Origin of the sequence: Duganella sp. Leaf61 (assembly GCF_001421905.1) — a bacterium.
Classification (GTDB): domain Bacteria; phylum Pseudomonadota; class Gammaproteobacteria; order Burkholderiales; family Burkholderiaceae_D; genus Rugamonas; species Rugamonas zoogloeoides.
Genome location: NZ_LMLM01000001.1, coordinates 870,131 through 889,208, shown reverse-complemented (window position 1 = coordinate 889,208; position 19,078 = coordinate 870,131). Strand labels below are relative to the sequence as shown.

At 63.0% G+C, this 19,078-nt stretch carries 17 protein-coding genes; 8 read left to right on the top strand and 9 right to left on the bottom strand.

Annotated features, from left to right (window positions below):
• Positions 1-4: 4 nt before the first annotated feature.
• Positions 5-151 carry a hypothetical protein gene (locus ASF04_RS27290; protein WP_156368519.1) on the bottom strand — a complete coding sequence of 49 codons (147 nt, stop codon included), beginning with the start codon at positions 149-151 and terminating at the stop codon, positions 5-7.
• On the opposite strand from ASF04_RS27290, the gene ASF04_RS03910 reads away from it, so the two are divergent.
• Positions 141-842, top strand: coding sequence for a hypothetical protein (locus tag ASF04_RS03910; RefSeq protein ID WP_056138256.1), 702 nt, complete (start codon positions 141-143; stop codon positions 840-842). The genes ASF04_RS27290 and ASF04_RS03910 overlap by 11 nt on opposite strands.
• A gap of 104 nt (positions 843-946) precedes the next feature.
• On the opposite strand, the gene ASF04_RS03905 is transcribed toward ASF04_RS03910, so the two are convergent.
• Together ASF04_RS03905 and ASF04_RS28560 are read right to left on the bottom strand one after the other, a co-directional pair.
• Positions 947-1,513 (bottom strand): NADPH-dependent FMN reductase, encoded by a 567-nt coding sequence (locus tag ASF04_RS03905; RefSeq protein ID WP_056138253.1) that lies wholly within the window; start codon positions 1,511-1,513, stop codon positions 947-949.
• A 133-nt stretch (positions 1,514-1,646) separates the two neighbouring features.
• Positions 1,647-3,236: a methyl-accepting chemotaxis protein gene (locus ASF04_RS28560; protein ID WP_373922118.1), complete on the bottom strand. Its 1,590-nt coding sequence runs from the start codon at positions 3,234-3,236 to the stop codon at positions 1,647-1,649.
• A 201-nt stretch (positions 3,237-3,437) separates the two neighbouring features.
• Between ASF04_RS28560 and ASF04_RS28440 the strand changes: the two genes are divergently transcribed.
• Positions 3,438-4,172, top strand: a complete 735-nt coding sequence (locus ASF04_RS28440) for a GAF domain-containing protein (RefSeq protein ID WP_156368518.1) — start codon at positions 3,438-3,440, stop codon at positions 4,170-4,172.
• Between the two features lie 72 nt (positions 4,173-4,244).
• Here the strand turns inward: ASF04_RS28440 and ASF04_RS03890 are convergent, their stop codons facing one another.
• The 5 genes from ASF04_RS03890 to purB form a co-directional block, all read right to left on the bottom strand.
• Entirely contained in the window at positions 4,245-6,404 is a 2,160-nt protein-coding gene (locus tag ASF04_RS03890) for a S46 family peptidase (protein ID WP_056138248.1), read from the bottom strand.
• A gap of 118 nt (positions 6,405-6,522) precedes the next feature.
• The gene (locus tag ASF04_RS03885; RefSeq protein ID WP_056138246.1) at positions 6,523-7,095 is read right to left on the bottom strand and encodes a YceI family protein; all 573 of its coding nucleotides are present in this window, start codon (positions 7,093-7,095) and stop codon (positions 6,523-6,525) included.
• A gap of 33 nt (positions 7,096-7,128) precedes the next feature.
• The gene (locus ASF04_RS03880; protein WP_056138244.1) at positions 7,129-7,692 is read right to left on the bottom strand and encodes a YceI family protein; all 564 of its coding nucleotides are present in this window, start codon (positions 7,690-7,692) and stop codon (positions 7,129-7,131) included.
• Between the two features lie 30 nt (positions 7,693-7,722).
• Positions 7,723-8,250, bottom strand: coding sequence for a cytochrome b (locus ASF04_RS03875; protein WP_056138243.1), 528 nt, complete (start codon positions 8,248-8,250; stop codon positions 7,723-7,725).
• 150 nt (positions 8,251-8,400) lie between these two features.
• On the bottom strand, positions 8,401-9,777 hold the full coding sequence (purB, locus tag ASF04_RS03870) for an adenylosuccinate lyase (RefSeq protein WP_056138242.1): 1,377 nt from the start codon (positions 9,775-9,777) through the stop codon (positions 8,401-8,403).
• Between the two features lie 130 nt (positions 9,778-9,907).
• Between purB and ASF04_RS03865 the strand changes: the two genes are divergently transcribed.
• The 6 genes from ASF04_RS03865 (at position 9,908) to ASF04_RS03840 (ending at position 18,350) form a co-directional block, all read left to right on the top strand.
• Positions 9,908-10,516, top strand: coding sequence for a glutathione S-transferase family protein (locus ASF04_RS03865; RefSeq protein WP_056138241.1), 609 nt, complete (start codon positions 9,908-9,910; stop codon positions 10,514-10,516).
• Positions 10,517-10,519: 3 nt separating this feature from the next.
• A complete protein-coding gene (locus ASF04_RS03860) occupies positions 10,520-11,581 on the top strand; it encodes a LacI family DNA-binding transcriptional regulator (RefSeq protein ID WP_056138240.1) in 1,062 nt (353 codons plus the stop codon).
• 219 nt (positions 11,582-11,800) lie between these two features.
• Positions 11,801-14,119 carry a TonB-dependent siderophore receptor gene (locus tag ASF04_RS03855; RefSeq protein ID WP_056138238.1) on the top strand — a complete coding sequence of 773 codons (2,319 nt, stop codon included), beginning with the start codon at positions 11,801-11,803 and terminating at the stop codon, positions 14,117-14,119.
• 20 nt (positions 14,120-14,139) lie between these two features.
• The gene (locus tag ASF04_RS03850) at positions 14,140-16,002 is read left to right on the top strand and encodes an alpha-amylase family glycosyl hydrolase (RefSeq protein ID WP_056138236.1); all 1,863 of its coding nucleotides are present in this window, start codon (positions 14,140-14,142) and stop codon (positions 16,000-16,002) included.
• Between the two features lie 57 nt (positions 16,003-16,059).
• Positions 16,060-17,031 carry a PfkB family carbohydrate kinase gene (locus ASF04_RS03845; RefSeq protein WP_056138234.1) on the top strand — a complete coding sequence of 324 codons (972 nt, stop codon included), beginning with the start codon at positions 16,060-16,062 and terminating at the stop codon, positions 17,029-17,031.
• Complete coding sequence (locus tag ASF04_RS03840; RefSeq protein WP_056138232.1) at positions 17,028-18,350, top strand: MFS transporter; 1,323 nt, start codon at positions 17,028-17,030, stop codon at positions 18,348-18,350. Before ASF04_RS03845 ends, ASF04_RS03840 begins: the two co-directional genes overlap by 4 nt.
• A gap of 31 nt (positions 18,351-18,381) precedes the next feature.
• Here the strand turns inward: ASF04_RS03840 and bfr are convergent, their stop codons facing one another.
• Positions 18,382-18,855 carry a bacterioferritin gene (gene bfr, locus ASF04_RS03835; protein WP_056138230.1) on the bottom strand — a complete coding sequence of 158 codons (474 nt, stop codon included), beginning with the start codon at positions 18,853-18,855 and terminating at the stop codon, positions 18,382-18,384.
• Positions 18,856-19,078 lie beyond the last annotated feature (223 nt).

Sequence of the window (19,078 nt, the reverse complement as noted above, 5' to 3'; positions counted from 1 at the left end):
TGTATCATTGCTGCCCGTTTTTTGAGCGGTTGCGGCGCTGCAGTTGCGTTGCTGCAAGGAAAATATCGGCTGTCGATGATGTACTGGCGCCATGCTCATCAACGCGGGAGGCGGCTATGCGGAACAGGTCTGGGGCGACGATGCTGGTCATCGTGGTGTTGCTGGCGCTGGCATGCCGGGCGGTGCTGGCGCAGATCGGACCGCGCTACTCGGTGCAGCTCAAGCCCGGTCAGTACACGCCGTCGCAGCAGGGCCGGGTGGCGCTGGCAGGCAACGGGCTGGCGCTGATCCGCTACCAGGGGCTGGCGATCCTGGCGGTGGGCGCCGATGCCGATGCCTACAGCGCCGAGGCGGTACGGCACTGGCCGGCCGCCGATTTGCTGGTGCTGACGCCGGCCAGTCACGGGCGCTACGGCGGCCTGGCGCCGCTGGCGTCATCGCATGGACTGGGCGTGGTGTTGCCAGAGGTGGGCGGCCACCTGGCAGTGCCGCCGCCAGACGGGCAGGGGCCGCGCTGGTATCCGCTGCACACCTGGGATGCGCTGCACCTGCGCAAGGGCAAAACCTCGCTGCGCGTCACCGCCATGCCCGGTCAGCCGGGGACGGCGCACGTGGCCGGTTTCATGCTGGAGCTGGGCCATGGCAGGGCGTCGTACCGCGTGTACCTCGGTTGCACGCCGCTGGCGGACGAAGAAGTACGCGCCTTGCCCGACCGCCTGCCGGGCGCCGACATGGCGCTGTTGCCGGCGCAGCAGGGGCTGCAATTGCTGCCGGTGCGCCGCCGGCAGGCGCCAGAGCCACTGACCGTTGGAGGTTACGCATTCACGGCTGTGCGGCGCTAGCCGCCAGTCCACAGCGCCAACAGGGGACCTGCGTCCCTGTCGACCTTTGCAGGAACCGACCCCAGGCGTTCAAGGGCGGCTGGCGCTGCCAGTGCAGTGCGGATTTACTTCTTGGCGTTGGTCTCGACCCACGCCGCATAGGTGTCGATGAACTTTTTCAGGAATTTCCTGGTATCTTCGTTGCTGACCTTGCCGTCGTCGCCGAGCAGCTTGGTGGCGTTGCCGATGTACATTTCCGGCTGTTGCAGCACCGGCATGTCGAGGAAGACCAGCGACTGCCGTACGCTGTGGTTGGCGCCGAAGCCGCCGGGCGCACCCGGGGTGACGCTGACCACGCCCGCCGGCTTGCCGCTCCACACGCTGCTGCCGTAAGGACGCGAGCCGACGTCGAGCGCATTCTTCAGCGCGGCGGTGGTGGAGCGGTTGTATTCCGGGGTGAAGAACAGCACGCCATCGTATTCCTTGACGCGGTCACGGAACTGGGTCCAGGCCTGCGGCGCCACCGCACCGTTTTCTTCGAGGTCCTGGTTATAAATGGCCAGCTCGCCGATCTCGACGATCTCCAGGCTCAGCGACTCGGGCGCCAGCGCGATGACCTCGTGGGCGAACTTGCGGTTGATCGAGTCTTTACGCAGACTGCCGATGATGACAGCGATTTTCTTGGCGGACATGGAATCTCCTGTGGGGATGGACAATGGGGAAATAAACGACCTCTTACTGTAACCGATCCCCGCCGCCACAAGGCGCGCGCCAGCCTTTTGGGAGGGACCGCTGGCGTGCCCGCAGGTGGCGTTTGCAACCCTCTCAGGCATACCGCAATTGCAGCCCCGGTGAAAGCCGTGCTACGGTCTGACGAGCCGCGGCAGGCGCCTGCTTCACGTTGTCGAGTTGAAACACGCTGACCACAGTGTCCAGCCCTTGCGCCTGTTCATGCAGGGAGTCGGCAGCGGCGCTTGCTTCTTCGACCAGGGCCATGTTTTGCTGGGTGAGGCCGTCCATTTGCACGATGGCCGCGCGGATCTGGTCGAGGCCGATGGCCTGTTCCTGGCTGGCGTCGGTGATCTCGCCCATGATGCCGGTCACGCGTTGCACGCTGCCCACGATTTCCTGCATGGTTGCACCAGTTTGGTCCACCAGCTTGGCGCCGCTGCCCACTTTTTGCACTGAGTCCTCGATCAGCGCCTTGATTTCTTGCGCTGCGGCTGCCGAGCGTTGTGCCAGGTTGCGCACTTCGGACGCTACCACCGCAAAGCCCCGGCCCTGTTCGCCGGCGCGCGCCGCTTCCACTGCCGCATTGAGCGCCAGGATATTGGTCTGGAACGCGATGCCGTTGATGACGCTGATAATGTCGGCAATCTTGTTCGACGACGCGCTGATCGATCCCATGGTTTCAACCACCTGCGCCACCAGCACGCCGCCCTTGACGGCGATTTCGGAGGCCGAGAGCGCCAACGTATTGGCCTGGCGCGCACTGTCGGCATTCTGTTTGACGGTGGCCGTCATTTCTTCCATCGACGACGAGGTTTCTTCCAGCGACGCCGCCTGTTCGGCCGAGCGCTGCGACAGGTCCTGGTTGCCGGCCGCAATCTGCGCGGACGCGCTGGCCATGTGGGTGGTGCTGCCGCGTACTTCGGCCACGATGCCGGCCAGGTTGCCTTTCATCGTGTCGAGCGCGGTCAGCAAGGTGCCGATTTCGTTGGTGCTATGTGCGGTGGCGCTGCCACGCAGGTCGCCGGCCGCGACCCGCCCGGCAATCGCCATCGCCTGTTGCAGGGGCTGGGCGATGGACTTGATCAGCAAGTAGCCGACAGCCAGCGCCAGCGCAGCACCGAGGACCAATGCAGCAATGGTGCTGTAGCGCATGGTGGCCAGGCTGTCCTGGACGAGAGCGTGATTGGCGTCGGCGTGCGCGCCGCTGAACTTCTCCAGCGCGGCCAATGCCACGTCGCCGATGCGGTAAGTGGGATTGATCTTCTTGATGAGTACCAGCTCGGCATCGTCCCAGTCGCCATTCCGGATGGCGGCGACGGCAGCGGCAATGTGGGCCACGCCCAGGCCGTCGCTGGCGCGGTACCACTCCTGCGCCAGGCGTTTCTGTTCGACGTTGTCGATGCTGCCGATATAACGCTGCCAGCGGTCATTGATGCGCTGGCTGGCCGCGTCGATCACGCCCCAGTGCACGCCCAGCTCGTGGTCGTGCAGCTTGGCCCATTCGAATTCGGTGTTGTGTTGCAGCGCCTGCAGGATCTGGCTGCGGTTGGTTTCCATGTCGAGCCGAATGGCATTGCGTTCGCCGGACCGGGCCTGGTCGGCCAGCGTGACATCGTTGATCAGGGCGACCGAGTGGTCGGCGGCATAAATGCCGTAGCTGCCGATGAGCACGATGACGGCCATGAGTGCTGCCAGGGCGGCGATGACCAGATGTTTAATTTTGATATTTGACAGCATCGATTGCCTCAAGAATTCATTGTACTAGGTTAATTAGAGTTGCACTATAGCACCATAATTTGAATTCATCATATTTTTCTATTGAATTTAGCATTTTGGCGGAAGTCTGGTCCTTGTTCAGCCACATCGATTGCGTTACAGTCCGGCATGGTCAACAGACTTCCTTCTCCCGAAACAGCGGCCGATAGCGATCCGCAATCCATCCTGACCAGCAAGGGCGTAGCTGCCCTGTTGGGCATTTCAATCTCGACAGCACAGTTGTGGATGGAAAACGGCAATTTGCCGTCGTGGAAAACGCCGGGCGGGCATCGCCGCGTGCACCTGTTGTCGGTGCAGCGCTTGCAACAGCGCCTCGCTCATGATGCGGGCCTGGCCGACGTCGCACCGATGAGCGGCGATGTGCTGAGTCCTGCCGAAGTGCAGCGGCTGGCGGCGGTGGAGCGCTCGGGATTACGAGAACGCGAGACCGGACGGATATTCGACCCGTTGACCTGGCTGGCGGGCACCGTCACCACGGCGCCAATTGCCTTGCTGACGTTGCTGACGCAATCGCAGCAACTGTTTTTATCGCGCCAGGGCGTGACGATGAAAGACACTCCGCGTGACTGGGCCTTCTGCAACTACACGATTGCCCAGGACGACATTTTCTTTGTCACCGATACGCTCGACGACGCGCGGTTTCGCGACAACCCGCTGGTGACCGGCGCTCCGCATATTCGCTTTTACGCTGGTGTGCCGCTGATTGACGCCGACGGCTTCAAACTCGGTTCGCTGTGCGTAATCGATACCGAGCCGCGTCGCCTGACCGGCCAGCAGGCGCGCGCCTTGCGCGAGCTTGGCGACATCGCGCGCCGTGAGCTCGGCGTCCGCCAGCAGCGTTAAGGCCACATCAGCCCACATAAAAAAACCACGCCGCGTTGCCGGGGCGTGGTTTTGCTTTGCCGGGATAAACGCTTATTCGGCGTTCATTTCCTTGAGCAGATTGTCGGCGTGGTCCACGTGTTTCATGTTCCAAAGCATGTAGCGCAGGTCGACCTGGATCGAGCGCGTCATGGCCTTGTTGAAGTCCCAGTCCGAGATGATCGAATCGAGCGTGCCGTCGAAGGCCAGGCCGATGAATTCACCTTTGCTGTTGAGCGCTGCCGAACCGGAGTTGCCGCCGGTGATGTCCAGTGTGGCCAGGTAGTTGACCGGCACGGTTTTCAGCGCCGGATCGACGTACTTGCCAAAGTCCTTGGCCTTGATTGCGTCCAGTTGCGCTTTCGGCACGTTGAACTCGCCGGTGCCGGTGGCCTTGGCGACCACGCCGGCGACGGTGGTGAACGCTTTCCAGTCGGTGCCGTCGGAACCGGGCTTGCGACCGGCGATCTTGCCGAAGGTCACGCGCAGGGTGCTGTTGGCGTCCGGGTACACGGCCTGGCCCTTGCTGTTCATGTAGGCGATTTTTGCCTTCATGTAGTTGGCGTAGGCTTGCTGCAGCTTGCCGCCCAGGTCTTCTTCCTGCTCTTCCTCTTTCAGGTCCGGGCCGTACAGTGCCACGGCAGCCTTGATGAAGCTGTCGTCGCTGGCCTTGAAGTCGGCCGGCTGCTTGTCGATCCAGGCGGTGCGCACGGCCGCGTCGCCGAGCTTGCTGCCGGCGTACAGCTTGTCGAGTGCCGCTTGCAGGTCGGCGCGGCTCATGCCGTCCTTGATGCCGACAACCTGGTCGAAGGCGGCGTTGCGCTGGGCGGCCGGTTGGGCGGCGTACTTCACCAGGCTGTTCATCACCAGTGCCTTGTCGACGGTTTCGTCGTAGTTGCGCACCAGTGCGGCCACGCTCGACTTGATGCGTGGCACGTCGCGGACCTGGTAGCCGGACTTGCGCTCGGTGTCCGGCTTGGCGTTTTCGTTGGCCAGGCGGTACAACATGCGCGCGGTGTTGAGCAGGCGCGGTTTCGACGACGACAGGAAGTAGTCGCGCTTGGTGTCGGCGTCGCGCTCGGCAATCAGTTGTTCCACGGCCGCGATGTCGGCGCCGAATTCCTGCTTGCGGGCGGCGTTGGCGTTGATCCACTGTTTCAGCGCTTCATGCTCGGCGGTCTTGCGGGCCAGCATGTCGCTGCCGGCGTACGAGTCCAGCATGCCCTGGCGGTTCTTGTAATAGTTGTTGATGCTGGCCACTTGCGATGCGTACTTGAGCGCGGTGTCCTTGTTGTCCTTGGTGGTCTCGGCAATGATCGCCAGGCTCTCGCCCGACGATTTCACGAAGGCCGGGTAGCTCCAGTCGAACGTGTAAGCCACTTCCGATGGCAGGCGGTGGCGGTTGGTGCGGCCCGGGTAGCCCAGCACCATGACGAAGTCGCCTTCCTTCACGCCTTGCTTGGCCAGTTTCAGGAAGTGCTGCGGCACGTACGGCACGTTATCCTTGCTGAAGTCGGCAGCCTTGCCGTCCTTGCTGACATATGCACGGTAAAAACCGTAGTCGCCGGTGTGGCGCGGCCACATCCAGTTGTCGGTGTCGCCACCGAATTTGCCGACGCCGGCAGGCGGCGCGTGCACCAGGCGCACGTCGCGGATTTCCAGTTGCTTGATCAGGTAAAACTCGAGGCCGCCGTAGAACGACGACACGGTGCAGCGGTGGCCGGCGTCTTTTTCGCACTCGGCCTGGATGGTCTTGGTGTTTTTCTCGATCGCGTCGAGGCGGGCCTTGCCGTTCAACCTGGCCACGTCGGCAGTGATCACCTGCTTGCTGACATCGGTGACCGCCTTGGTCACGAAGATGCGGCTGCCAGGGGCGGCCGGCAGTTCTTCGCCCAGGGTCTTGGCCAGGAAGCCGTTGGCCAGCAGATCGCGCTCGGGCGTGGAGTTGTGGGCCACGCTGCCATACACGCAATGGTGGTTGGTGGCGACCAGGCCTTGCGGCGAGACGAACGACGCCGAGCAGCCGCCCAGGCTGACGATGGCGCCCATCGGGAACTCGGTCAGCTTGGTCAGCGAGGCAGGGGCGAGCGACAGGCCGGCCGCTTTCAGTTGTTTGGCTACTTGTGGCAGCTGTTGTGGCATCCACATGCCTTCGTCGGCGTGGGCGGCAGCGGTTGTGCTCAGGATGGCGAGCGCGATCAGTGTCTTATGCATTTGTTATATATCGTTTTCCAAAGTGGTGATTGGGAACAGCGGGTGGAGTATATCAACAAAAAAAAGCCCTGCGCATCCACGGCGGTGGATGGCAGGGCTTTGTTGCAATGCCGGGAAATCAGTCGGCTTTGATGGCTTCGATCTGGATCGCCAGCTTGACTTCCGGCGAGAACGCGGGCAGACCGATATTGAGGCCGAAGTCGCTGCGCTTGAACTCGGCGGTGGCGTCGGCGCCGCACGCTTCCTTCTTGTAGCGCGGATGCATGATGCATTTGAACTTGTCGATCTTCAGCGACACCGGCTTGGTCACGCCCATCATGGTCAGCTCGCCGTCCACGCCCACCAGCTTGTCGCCGTCGAACTTGAAGGTTTTGCCGACGTAGGTCATGGTGGGATACTTGGCCACGTTGAACATGGTGTCGTCCTTGGCGTGCTTGTTCATCGCATCGAGGCCGAAGTCGATCGAGTCGGCCTCGATCTTGACGTTCAGCGCGCCGGTCTTGGCTGCCGGATCGAGCGTTACCGTGCCGCTGCTCTTGTTGAACTTGCCGCGCCAGACGGACAGGCCCATGTGGTCGGCCTCGAAGCTCGGGAAAGTGTGGGTCGGGTCGAGATTGTAGGTCGTGCTCGCTGCCATCGACGAAGCGGTGGCGGCGGTCAACAGCGTGGCGATCAGTAACTTCAGCTTCATGCGAGGTATCTCCCTGGTGGTGGTTGTGATTGATTAGCCGGCGACAACGTGGAACTTCAGGACCACTTCATCGGCAACCATGCTGGTGTCTTTCCATTCGCCTTCGCCGATATTGTAGGCCAGGCGCTTGATCGGCAGGGCGCCGTCGAATACCTGCTTGCCGCCTTCGGTTTTCACGGTCAGCGGGAAGGTGACGTCCGTGGTCTTGCCCTTGACGGTCAGCTTGCCGGTGACGGTCAATTTACCGGCGCCGGCGGCCTTGATCGAGCTCGAGACGAACGTCGCTTTCGGGAACTGGGCAGCGTTGAACCATTCTTTCTTGGCCACTTCCTTGTTGTAGTCGGGGTCGCCCATGTCGAGGCTGGCCGTTTCCACTTCCACGGTTGCTTTCGACGCGTCCGGCTTGGCCGCGTCGTAGTCGATGGTGGCGGTGAATTTCTTGAATTTCGATTCGATCGGCACGTTCATCTGCTTGAAGGTGGCGCTGACGGTGGATTTGGCGGGATCGGCCTTGAGCACGGCGGCGCCGGCGATCAGGCTCACGCCCAGCAGGGAGACGAAGGCGAGTTTGTTCAGGGTTTTCTTCAGTGTTTTCATGTAGGGCTCCGGGTAAGTAAAGTCGTGGAATTAGAACGGCAGCATGCGTTTGAGCGTGGTGTCGCGGTCAAAAAAGTGATGCTTGAGGGCGGCCAGGGCATGGGCGACAACTGCGCCCGCCATGGTCATGACCAGGACGTAGTGCACCGTCTTCAACAGCGCCTTGAGTTCAGGGTCGGGGGCGATGATCATCGGCAGTTGCACCAGCTTCAGGTACACCACCGGCACGCCGGCCGCGCTGCCGTACAGGTAGCCGGAAATAGGCGCGGCAAACATCAGGAAGTACAGCAGGTAGTGCATGCCTTCGGCCAGCTTGTGCTGGAGCGGAGGAATGCTGGCCAGCGCCGCAGGCGGCTTGTGCGACAGGCGCCACAGCAGGCGAATCGCGACCAGGGCCAGTACCGTCACACCGATCCATTTATGCCAGGAAAAGTATTTGAGCTTGGTGGGAGAGAAGCCGGGAATGGCAACCATGGTCAGCCCGAGGAAAAAGGCTGCGATGATCATCAGGGCGATCAGCCAGTGCAGGAGCATGGCTGTCTTGGTATAGCGTTGCATAGGTGCTCCAGAAATTAGTACGTGTTAGGACTAAATCGGACTATAGCAAACAAATAATTCTTTTGCTTAACTTTGCATTAAACCAGAATAAAAAAGCCCCCGGAACTTTTCAGTTGCGGGGGCTAGTGTAAGCGAGTTTGCTTTACAACATCAGATGGCTTTTGCCAGAGTGGCGGCGATACCGATGTAGTTGGCTGGCGTCATCGCCAGCAGGCCGTCCTTGGCTTCCTGCGGAATCGCCAGGCCGGTGATGAAGTCGCGCAGCGCGTCTTTCGAGATGCCCTTGCCGCGCGTGAGTTCCTTCAACTGCTCGTACGGGTTCTCGATGCCGTAGCGGCGCATCACGGTTTGCACCGGCTCGGCCAGCACTTCCCAGTTGGCGTCGAGGTCGGCTGCCAGGCGGGCCGGATTGACTTCCAGCTTGTTCAGGCCGCGCAGGCAGCTGTCGTAGGCCAGCAGCGTGTAGCCGAAGCCCACGCCGATATTGCGCAGCACGGTCGAGTCGGTCAGGTCGCGTTGCAGGCGCGAGACCGGCAGTTTTTCCGACAGGTGTTTCAGCACGGCGTTGGCCAGGCCCAGGTTGCCTTCGGAGTTTTCGAAGTCGATCGGGTTGACCTTGTGCGGCATGGTGGACGAACCGATTTCGCCAGCCTTCAGCTTTTGCTTGAAGTAGCCGAGCGAGACATAGCTCCAGATGTCGCGGTTCAGGTCCAGCAAGATGGTGTTGGCGCGGGCAAAGGCGTCGAACAGTTCGGCCATGTAGTCGTGCGGCTCGATCTGGATCGTGTACGGATTGAATTCCAGGCCCAGGCGGGTTTCGATCACGTCTTTCGAGAACGCTGCCCAGTCGAACGATGGGTAGGCCGACAGGTGGGCGTTGTAGTTGCCCACGGCGCCATTCATCTTGCCGAGGATTTCCACTTGCTCGATCCGCTTGATCGCGCGCTGCAGGCGGGCCACGACGTTGGCCATTTCCTTGCCCAGGGTGGTCGGGCTGGCGGTCTGGCCGTGGGTGCGCGAGAGCATCGGCAGTTCGGCATTGGCGTGGGCGATTTCGGTCAGCTTGGCAATCACGTTGCGCAGCGACGGCAGCATCACGGTGTCGCGCGCAGCCTTGAGCATCATGCCGTGCGAGGTGTTGTTGATGTCTTCCGAGGTGCAGGCGAAATGGATGAATTCGGAGGCGGCGACCAGTTCCGGCACATCCTTCACTTGTTCCTTGAGCCAATACTCCACGGCCTTGACGTCGTGGTTGGTGACGGCTTCGATTTCCTTGATGCGGGCAGCGTCCTGCTCGGTGAAGTTCGAGGCGATCTTGTCCAGCAGGGCCGAGCCTTCGGCCGAGAACGGCTTGATCTCGTCGAAGCCCGCCAGCGACAGCGCTTGCAGCCACGAGATTTCCACCTTGACGCGGTGGTGCATAAAGCCGGACTCGGACAGGATGGGACGCAGCAGATCGGTTTTACCGGCGTAGCGGCCGTCCAGCGGGGACAGCGCCGACAGCGTGGAGTAAGGAGTAGTGGTCATGATGGCAGGGGTAGGGTGAAAAATGCGCAAAGGCAGATTTTACCATTGGCAGGGCAGGTGCCTGCCGATGTTATACTCACCACCGATCTTCAACCCCGGCCTGTGCTTCGGTCATCTACGTTAGCGTGCTATGAAACTCATCGGTTCCCTCGGCAGTCCTTATGTCCGCAAAGTACGCGTTGTGCTGGCCGAGAAAAAACTCGACTACCAGTTCGAACTGGAAAATGTCTGGGCGCCCGATACCGCCATCAGCAAGCTCAACCCGCTGGGCAAGGTGCCGAGCCTGGTCATGGACGACGGCTCGGTGATGATCGATTCGCGCGTGATGGTCGAGTACCTCGATACGCTCACGCCCGTGTGCAAGCTGCTGCCAGCCAACAGCCGCGACCGCGCCGACGTCAAGTGCTGGGAAGCGCTGGCCGACGGCATCATCGATGCGGCGGTCATCGTGCGCCTCGAGCGCCTGCGGCCGATCGAGCTGCAAAGCGAGGACTGGGTGGCGCGCCAGCAGGGCAAGGTCAAGCTGGGCCTGGCCGCGCTGTCCGACAAGCTGGGCGACCTGCCTTACTGCATGGGCAAAAATTATTCGCTGGCCGACGTCGCGGTCGGCTGCACGCTGGGCTGGCTGACGTTCCGTTTCCCCGACATCGGCTGGCGCGACGACCACGCCAACCTGGCGCGCCTGTTCGACAAGCTGTCCGAGCGCCAGTCGTTCAAGGACACTTTCCCGTCCGCCTGACTGATGGCCGACTCCAAGCCGTCCGCCGACGACAGCAACCCGTCCGCCGCCCAGCAGCGGCGCCTGCAAATGGCCGACATTGCGCGCCTGGCCGGCGTGTCCACGTCCACCGTGTCGCGCGCGCTGGCCGGCAGCAAACTGGTTAGTGAAGAGACGCGGGTGCGCATCATGGAACTGGCGCGCTCGCTCAAGTACACCATCAATATCGGCGCGCAAAACCTGCGCATGAAGCAGAACCGCACCATCGGCGTGGTGATCCCGTACGACCACAACACGCGCCAGCACCTGTCCGACCCGTTCTTTCTCGGCATGCTCGGCAGCCTGGCCGATGCGCTGACCGAACTCGGTTTCGACATGCTGGTCTCGCGCGTGGACGCCGACGAACTCGACGCCGCTGCCGCGCCGTTCGACACCGGCCGCGTGATCGGCATCGTGCTGATCGGCCAGTGGCGCCACCACGACCAGTTGAACCAGCTGGCCGCGCGCCATGTGCCGATCGTGGTGTGGGGCGCGCAACTGCCGCAGCAGCTGTACTGTACCGTGGGCGGCGACAACGTCACCGGCGGCGAGCTGGCCGTCGACCATCTGCTGGAACAGGGCCGGCGCCGCATCGCCTTCTTTGGCGACATCAACCTGCCCGAGGTCGGGCTGCGCTATGCCGGGTATTGCCGCGCCCTGCAACGCGCGGGTGTCGGCATTGATCCGGAACTGCTGGTGCCGGTGTCGTTCCTGCCGTCGGGCGGACAGCAGGCGGTCGAGGAACTGCTGCGCCGGGGCGTGGCGTTCGACGCCATCTTTGCCGGCTCCGACCTGCTGGCCATGATGTCGATTAACGCCATGCGCGAGCACGGCCTGTACGTGCCGGGACAGGTGGCCGTGGTCGGCTACGACGATATCGAATTGTCGAGCTATTTCCACCCGCCGCTGACCACGATCCGCCAGCCGATCCGCGAAGCGGGCCGGGCGCTGGTGACGTCGCTGCTGGAACTGATCGAGGGCCGCGAAGCGCCGTCGCAACAACTGCCGACCACCCTGGTCGTGCGCAGCAGCAGCCGCACAGTCTGAGGATTGTGGGGTTTATGCAACCGATTGCATAACTATTTATACCGCAGCGCAGCAATCCACATCCGTTCATTCCCTACGAGATTTTAGGTAGTCATTCTGCATGGATAGCTTTGTGCAGCACGGTATGCAATCGATTGCATTAATTTTCAATCCGGTGAATAATGTCACATCTGCTCAATAATGCAGCAGAGCAAAACGACAACAACACCGGAGATCACCATGATTCAACGCACCCCCAAACTGGGCGGCATCGCCGCCGCTGTCGCTATCGCCATGTTGCACCTGGGCGCCCACGCACAAGACACCACCGCCGCTGCGCCAGCAGCCCAACCAGACGGCCTCAACATGGAACGCGTGATCGTCACCGGCACCACGCTGGGCTCGTCGAAGATGAAATCAAGCGTGTCGATCAGTACCATCGAGGGCGACGCCATCCAGAACGCTGCGCCGCTCAGCGCCGCTGAAGTGCTGCGCTCGGTGCCGGGCGTGCGCGCCGAATCGTCGGGTGGCGAAGGCAACGCCAACATCACCGTACGCGGTGTGCCGGTCTCGGCCGGTGGCGCGCGCTACGTGCAAATCCAGGAAGACGGCCTGCCGGTGCTGCAATTCGGCGACTTCAACTTCACCACGCCCGACAGCTTCGTCAAGATCGACGGCACGCTCGACCACCTGGAAGTGGTGCGCGGCGGCTCGGCCTCCACCCTGGCCACCAACGCCCCGGGCGGCATCATCAACTTCATCACCAAGACCGGCGAAGAGCAGGGCGGCAAGATTGCCATCAGCCGCGGCCTCGGCTACGACGAAACCCGCTATGACTTCAGCTACGGCGCGCCGATCTCGGACAAGACCCGCTTCTTCATCGGCGGTAACTACCGCACCGGCGAAGGCGTGCGCGACACCGGCATGAGCACCGCCAGCGGCGGCCAGGTGCGCGGCAATATCACGCACGAACTCGACAACGGCTTCATCCGCCTGTCGTTCAAGCACCTCGACGACAAGACCCCGACCGCGCTGCCGGTGCCGGTGAGCGTGAACAACCAGCACATCAGCGAAATCCCGGGCATCGACCCGCGCACGGTCAGCTTCTACTCGCCGTACTGGACCCGCGACGTGGTCCTGAGCAAGAACAACACGCCGGTCTCCACCGATGTCAACGACGGCCTGCACGTCAAGAGCAACACCTTCGGCCTCGAAGGCTCGTTCAAGCTCGGCGACGGCTGGACCCTGTCGAACAACTTCCGCACCGCCGACAACAGCGGCCGCTTCACCGGCATCTTCGCCGGCAACAACGGCGCGGTCGGCAACTACACCATCGCCACCGGTCCGAACCGCGGCCAGGCCTACAACGGCCGCGCGTTTTCGGCCGTGGTGTTCAACACGTCGATCGACGACGCCGGTAACACCCTCAACGACACCAAGCTGTCGAAGACCTTTGCCCTCGGCGGCGGCGCCAAGCTGACCACCACGGCGGGCCTGTACCTGTCGAACCAGAAGCTGGCGCTGACCTGGAACTTCAATGAATACCTGATGCAGGCCACCGGCGACAAGCCGGCCCTGTTACGCACGGCCAGCGCCACCCCGGGCCTGGTCGGCCCGGCCTTCGGCGGCTGCTGCTCGCGCGCCGTGGACATGGAATACAAGACCACGTCGCCGTACCTGAACGTCGGTTACGAAGTGGGTGCGCTGAACCTGGACGCCAGCGTGCGCCGCGATAACCAGAAAGCCACCGGCACCGCCAACCTGGCCTCGGCCAGCACCTCGGCCAATGCCGTCAACGGCCTGCTGTACAACCCGGCCACCGAACAGATGGTCAACTACAAGGTGGACCATACTTCGTACTCGGTTGGTGGTAACTACCGCATCACCAGCAACCTGGCGGCGTTCGCCCGCGTGAGCGATGGCGTGGCCTTCAATGCCGACCGCATCCTGTTCGGCACCCCGCTCGACGGCAGCGCGCCGATCAACATCAACACCGTCAAGCAGTACGAAGGCGGCGTGAAATGGCGCAGCGGCGGCGTGAGCACGTTCGTGACCCTGTTCCAGGCCAAGACCGACGAGAGCAACTACGAAGCGACCACCCAGCGCAGCACCTCGAATCGCTACGACGCCAAGGGCGTGGAACTGGAAGGCGCGTACAGCATCGGCGACTTCCGCATCACCGGCGGCGCCACCTACACCCATGCCAAGATCGTCGGCACGGCAGCGGCGGACGTGGCCAACATCGGCAACACCCCGCGCCGCCAGGCCAAGTGGATTTACCAGGTGGCGCCAGGCTACACCTTCGGCGATGCTACCGTGGGCGCCAGCGTGGTCGGTACCGGCAAATCGTGGGGCGACGATGCGCACACCATCATCATGCCGTCGTATGCGATCGTGAACGCGTTCGTGAACTACCGCGTGACCGAAAAGGCGACCATTGCCCTCAGCGCCAACAACCTGTTCAACAAGATCGGCTACACCGAGATCGAAGGCGACGGCCATGCCGCACGCTCGGTCACCGGTCGCGCCGTCAAGGCGACCGTTTCCTACGCCTTTTAATTAGCCCAAGCACACCGACCATGGCCCCTGATGTTTTTGCCGACCGCCTGCTGGCGGTCCTTCCCGACGAACTGCGCGCGCCGGCGGCGCAGCGCCTGGCCACCAGTGGCCCGGTGCTGCACCGGTTGCTGGCCGGCCTGTACGGCGACCGCTGCGGCCACGCCGGTTTCGATGCCTGGTTCGGCAACCTGCTGGAGTCGCTGGGCCGGCTGCACGCCGAGCGCGCGCCGGCACTGCACGCGCAGGACGCACAGCGCGCGGCCGATCCAGGCTGGTTCCTCGACCAGCGCATGCTCGGCTACTGCACCTATGTGCAAAAGTTCGGTGGCGACCTGAATGGCGTGGCGCGGCGCATTCCGTACCTGGAAGAGCTGGGCGTGACGTATCTGCACCTGCTGCCGTTCCTGCGCCCGCGCTCTGGTGAAAACGATGGCGGCTTTGCCGTCACCAGTTTCGACGAAGTCGATCCGGCACTCGGGAGCAATGCCGACCTCGAAGCGCTCACGGAACAGCTGCGCGGCGCCGGCGTGAGCCTGTGCTCGGACCTGATCCTCAACCACGTGGCCGACGACCACGCGTGGGCGCTGGCCGCCAAGGCCGGCGATGCGGATGCCCGCGCCCGGTTCCACGTGTTCCCGGACCGCGACCTGCCGGATCGCCACGAGCGCACGCTGGGCCAGGTGTTCCCGCAGGTGGCGCCCGGTAATTTCACGTACGTGGAAGCGGCCGGCGGCTGGGTCTGGACCACGTTCTACCCGTACCAGTGGGACCTGAACTGGTCGAACCCGGACGTATTTGCCGAGATGGCGGCCGTGATGCTGCGCCTGGCCAACCGCGGCATCGAAGCGTTCCGCCTCGACTCCACCGCCTTCCTGTGGAAGCGCGAAGGCACCAACAGCATGAACCAGCCCGAGGCGCACCAGCTGCTGCAAGCGCTGCGCGCCATCGTCGATATCGTCGCGCCGGGTGTGCTGCTGAAAGCCGAGGCGATCGTGCCCACGCGCGAACTGCCCGCCTACCTGGGCAGTGCCGACGCGCCCGAATGCCATATCGCCTACCACAGCAGCCTGATGGCGGCCGGCTGGGTGGCGCTGGCCGAGCAGGATACCGAAGTACTGCGCGCCGTGGTGAACAACACGCCGGACCTGCCGCGCGCGGCGACCTGGCTCAGTTATGTGCGCTGCCACGACGACATCGGCTGGAACGTGCTGCGCGCCGAAGCGGGCGAGAACAGCGCAGCACGGCTGGCAGCCGCCTCGCGCTTCTTTGCCGGCGCCATGCCGGGCAGCTATGCGCGCGGCGCGATTTTCCAGAGCACCGATCCCAACGCGGCGCACGGCAGCAACGGCATGGCCGCGTCGCTGACCGGTTTGCAGACGGCCGTCACCGAAGAAGAACGCGCGCTGGCGCTGCGCCGCATGTTGCTGCTGCACGGCCTGGCGCTGAGCTTTGGCGCGCTGCCGGTGCTGTACATGGGCGACGAGCTGGCGATGCTGAACGACGAGAGCTACCTGGCCCGCCCCGAGCACGCGATGGACAGCCGCTGGCTGCACCGCCCCGTGTTCGACCAGCAGCGCTGGGAACACCGCCACGACGCCGGCACCACCGCAGGCGCGATGTACGAAGGGCTGGCGCAGTTGCTGCGCGCCCGCCGTGGCCACGACGCCCTGGCTGCCGGCGCCCCGCGCACCTTGCTGGCCGATGCGCCGGCCGGCGTGCTGGCGCTGGCGCGCGGCGAACGCTTCCTCACGCTGTTCAACTTCTCGGCAACGCCGCAGCAGTACCCGCTCGATGGCGCGTGGCGCGACGTTGTTACGCCTGGTCTCCTGACCGGAACGTTGACGCTGGCGCCGTACGCGCTGCACTGGCTGGTGCGCGAATAATTCCAAACCGGCCCCCAGGGCTGGGATACACTCGTCCGCAAGGGCGCGGAGACAAGCATGAACCAACAAACCATCGCCGTATTCGGCGAATCGCTGGTGGACGACTTCATCACCGAACAGGTGGTGGGCGGCGCACCGTTCAACGTGGCGCGCAACCTGGCCGCTTTCGGCGTGGCGACCCTGATGGTCACCCGCATCGGTGAAGATAAAAACGGCGCGCTGGTGCGGCGCGAGTTCGAGCGTTTCGGCATGACCGAGGCTGGCCTGCAAATCGACGCCCTGGAAGCGACCGGCCGCGTGGTGGTCGAGCGCAATGACGCCGGCCATCGCTTCATCATTCTGCCCGACCAGGCCTACGACTACGTCGCTGCAGCACCGGCACTGGCCGCGCTGGCAGCCTCAAAGCCGTCGGTGCTGTACTTCGGCACCATGGCCCAGCGCCACGAAACCTCGCGCGCCACCGTGTGCGCCATGCTCGAGGCCTCGAAGGCGCAACGCTACCTGGACCTGAACGTGCGCGACGGCCAGGTCACCGAACGCTGCGCGTTCGAGTCGCTGCACCTGGCCGATATCGTCAAGGTCAACGAGGAAGAACTGAAGGACCTGTTCAAGTGGTACACCCACACGCAGCCCGGCACCAAATCGGTCGATAGCCGCGAGATGGCCGACGCCTGCCAGGCGCTGATGCGCACCTTTAACCTGCAAACCCTGATCGTCACGCTCGGTGAGCGCGGCGCGATGGTGTTCGAGGCCGACGGCGCCGTCACCATCAACCAGAAGTGCCACGCGCCAGCCCACATCGTCGATACCGTGGGGGCGGGCGATGCGTTTTCCGCCGTGTTCCTGTATGGCCAGGCACAAGGCTGGCCGCTGCCATTGACCCTGGCGCGCGCCAACGCGTTTGCCGGCGCCATTTGCGGCGTGGCCGGCGCGGTGCCAACCGATATCGGTTTCTACGCGCCGTGGCTGGCCGCCTGGCACGCAGGGCAGGTGCTGCCACCGGCAGCGGACCTGGGAGTGGCCGCATGAAGCCGCACCTGTCGTTCTGGCAGATCGTCAACATGAACATCGGGTTCTTCGGGATCCAGTTCAGCTTTGGCCTGCAGCAGAGCAGCATGAGCCCGATCTACAAGTACCTGGGCGCGGACGAGGCGAGCCTGCCTTACCTGTGGCTGGCCGGCCCGATGACCGGCCTGCTGGTGCAACCGCTGATCGGCGCCATGAGCGACCGCACCGTCACGCGCTGGGGCCGGCGCACGCCGTACTTCCTGATCGGCGCCATCCTGTGCAGCCTGGGCTTGCTCGCCATGCCGTTCAGTCCCACCTTGTGGATGGCCGCCAGCCTGCTGTGGATCCTGGACGCCGCCAACAACGTCACCATGGAGCCGTACCGCGCCTTCGTTTCCGACAAGCTCGCGCCCAAGCAGCACTCGCTGGGCTTCCTCACCCAAAGCGCGTTTACGGGGCTGGGGCAAACGCTCGCTTACCTGACACCGTCGCTCTTGGTGTGGATGGGCATGAACAAGGACGCCGTCAACGGCAGCCATATTCCGCACATCGTGATTGCCGCCTTCATGATCGGCGCCGTATTCTCGATCACGTCGGTGCTGTGGACCCTCAAAACCACGCCCGAGCATCCGCTTTCGCCGGTGGAGCTGGCCGAGATCCGTTCGCGCCCGGTGGGCTGGCGCCACACGCTGGGCGATATTGTCACCGCCATCCGTGAAATGCCGGAGACCATGCGCCAGCTGGCCTGGGTAAAACTGTTCCAGTGGTATGCGATGTTCTGCTATTGGCAGTACATCATGCTGTCGCTGTCCACCACCTTGTATGGCACCACCGACCAGGCCTCGCAGGGCTTCCGCGATGCCGGTTTGCTGGCCGGGCAGGTGGGGGCGTTCTATAACTTCATCGCGTTTGTCGGTGCGCTGGCGCTGGTGCCCTTTACGCGCCGTTATGGCCCGAAGATTACTCACAGCGTATGCCTGACCCTGGCCGGCTTTGCCATGATGAGCATCCCGTCGATTCATTCAGAGGCGCTGCTGTTCGTGCCGATGATCGGCATCGGCCTGGCGTGGGCCAGCATCATGGGCAATCCGTACGTGATGCTGGCAGGCTGCATCCCACCCGAGCGGACCGGCGTCTATATGGGCATCTTCAACATGTTCATCGTGCTGCCGATGATCATCCAGATCTTCACGCTGCCGCTGTACTACCGCAGCCTGTTGGGTGGCAACCCGGAAAACGTGATACGCCTGGCCGGCGTGCTGATGCTGTGCGGCGCGGTCGCGGTGCTGTTCGTGAAAATTAAAAAGCCGCAGGCGGAATCGCTTCCGGCTGCGGCTTGATGAAACCTGCCCGCTACGTCGGGCAGTTTTTTTATTCGCTGTGCATCTGGCTTTGCAGGTAGTTCTGGATGCCGACCTTGGCGATCAGGTCTTGCTGGGTTTCCAGCCACTCGATGTGCTCTTCGGTGTCTTCCAGGATCATCAACAGCAGGTCGCGCGAGACATAGTCGCCGACTTTCTCGGCAGTGGCGATGCCTTCCTTGACCGTGATGTGGGCAGCTTTTTCCAGCTTCAGGTCGCAGGCTATCATTTCTTCGGTGTTCTCGCCGATCATGATCTTGTGCATGGCCTGCAGGTTCGGCAGGCCGTCGAGCATCAGGATGCGGTCGATCAGTTTGTCGGCGTGCTTCATTTCACCGATCGACTCTTCGTATTCCTTCTTCGCAATTTTTTCCAGGCCCCAGTGGCGGTACATGCGTGCGTGCAGGAAGTACTGGTTGATGGCAGTCAGTTCATTGGTCAGCTGTGCGTTCAGCAAGCGGATAACGTCGGCGTCGCCCTTCATATGCGGCTTTCTCAAATGGTTACAATGACCGCATTCTGCCACGAACTTCGCTGCGATGTGAAGTTAATTTCGCTTAAATGCAGTAAATACGTATTTAATTGCGCGTAACGAGACCAGTGAGAATAATGAGAACAATTAGCATCCGCATCTGACGTCGTTTGCGCGGGTTTGGCTGTGTGTGAAGCAGCCAACCTAGTGCGCACGCGCTCAAGGCTAGTATGGG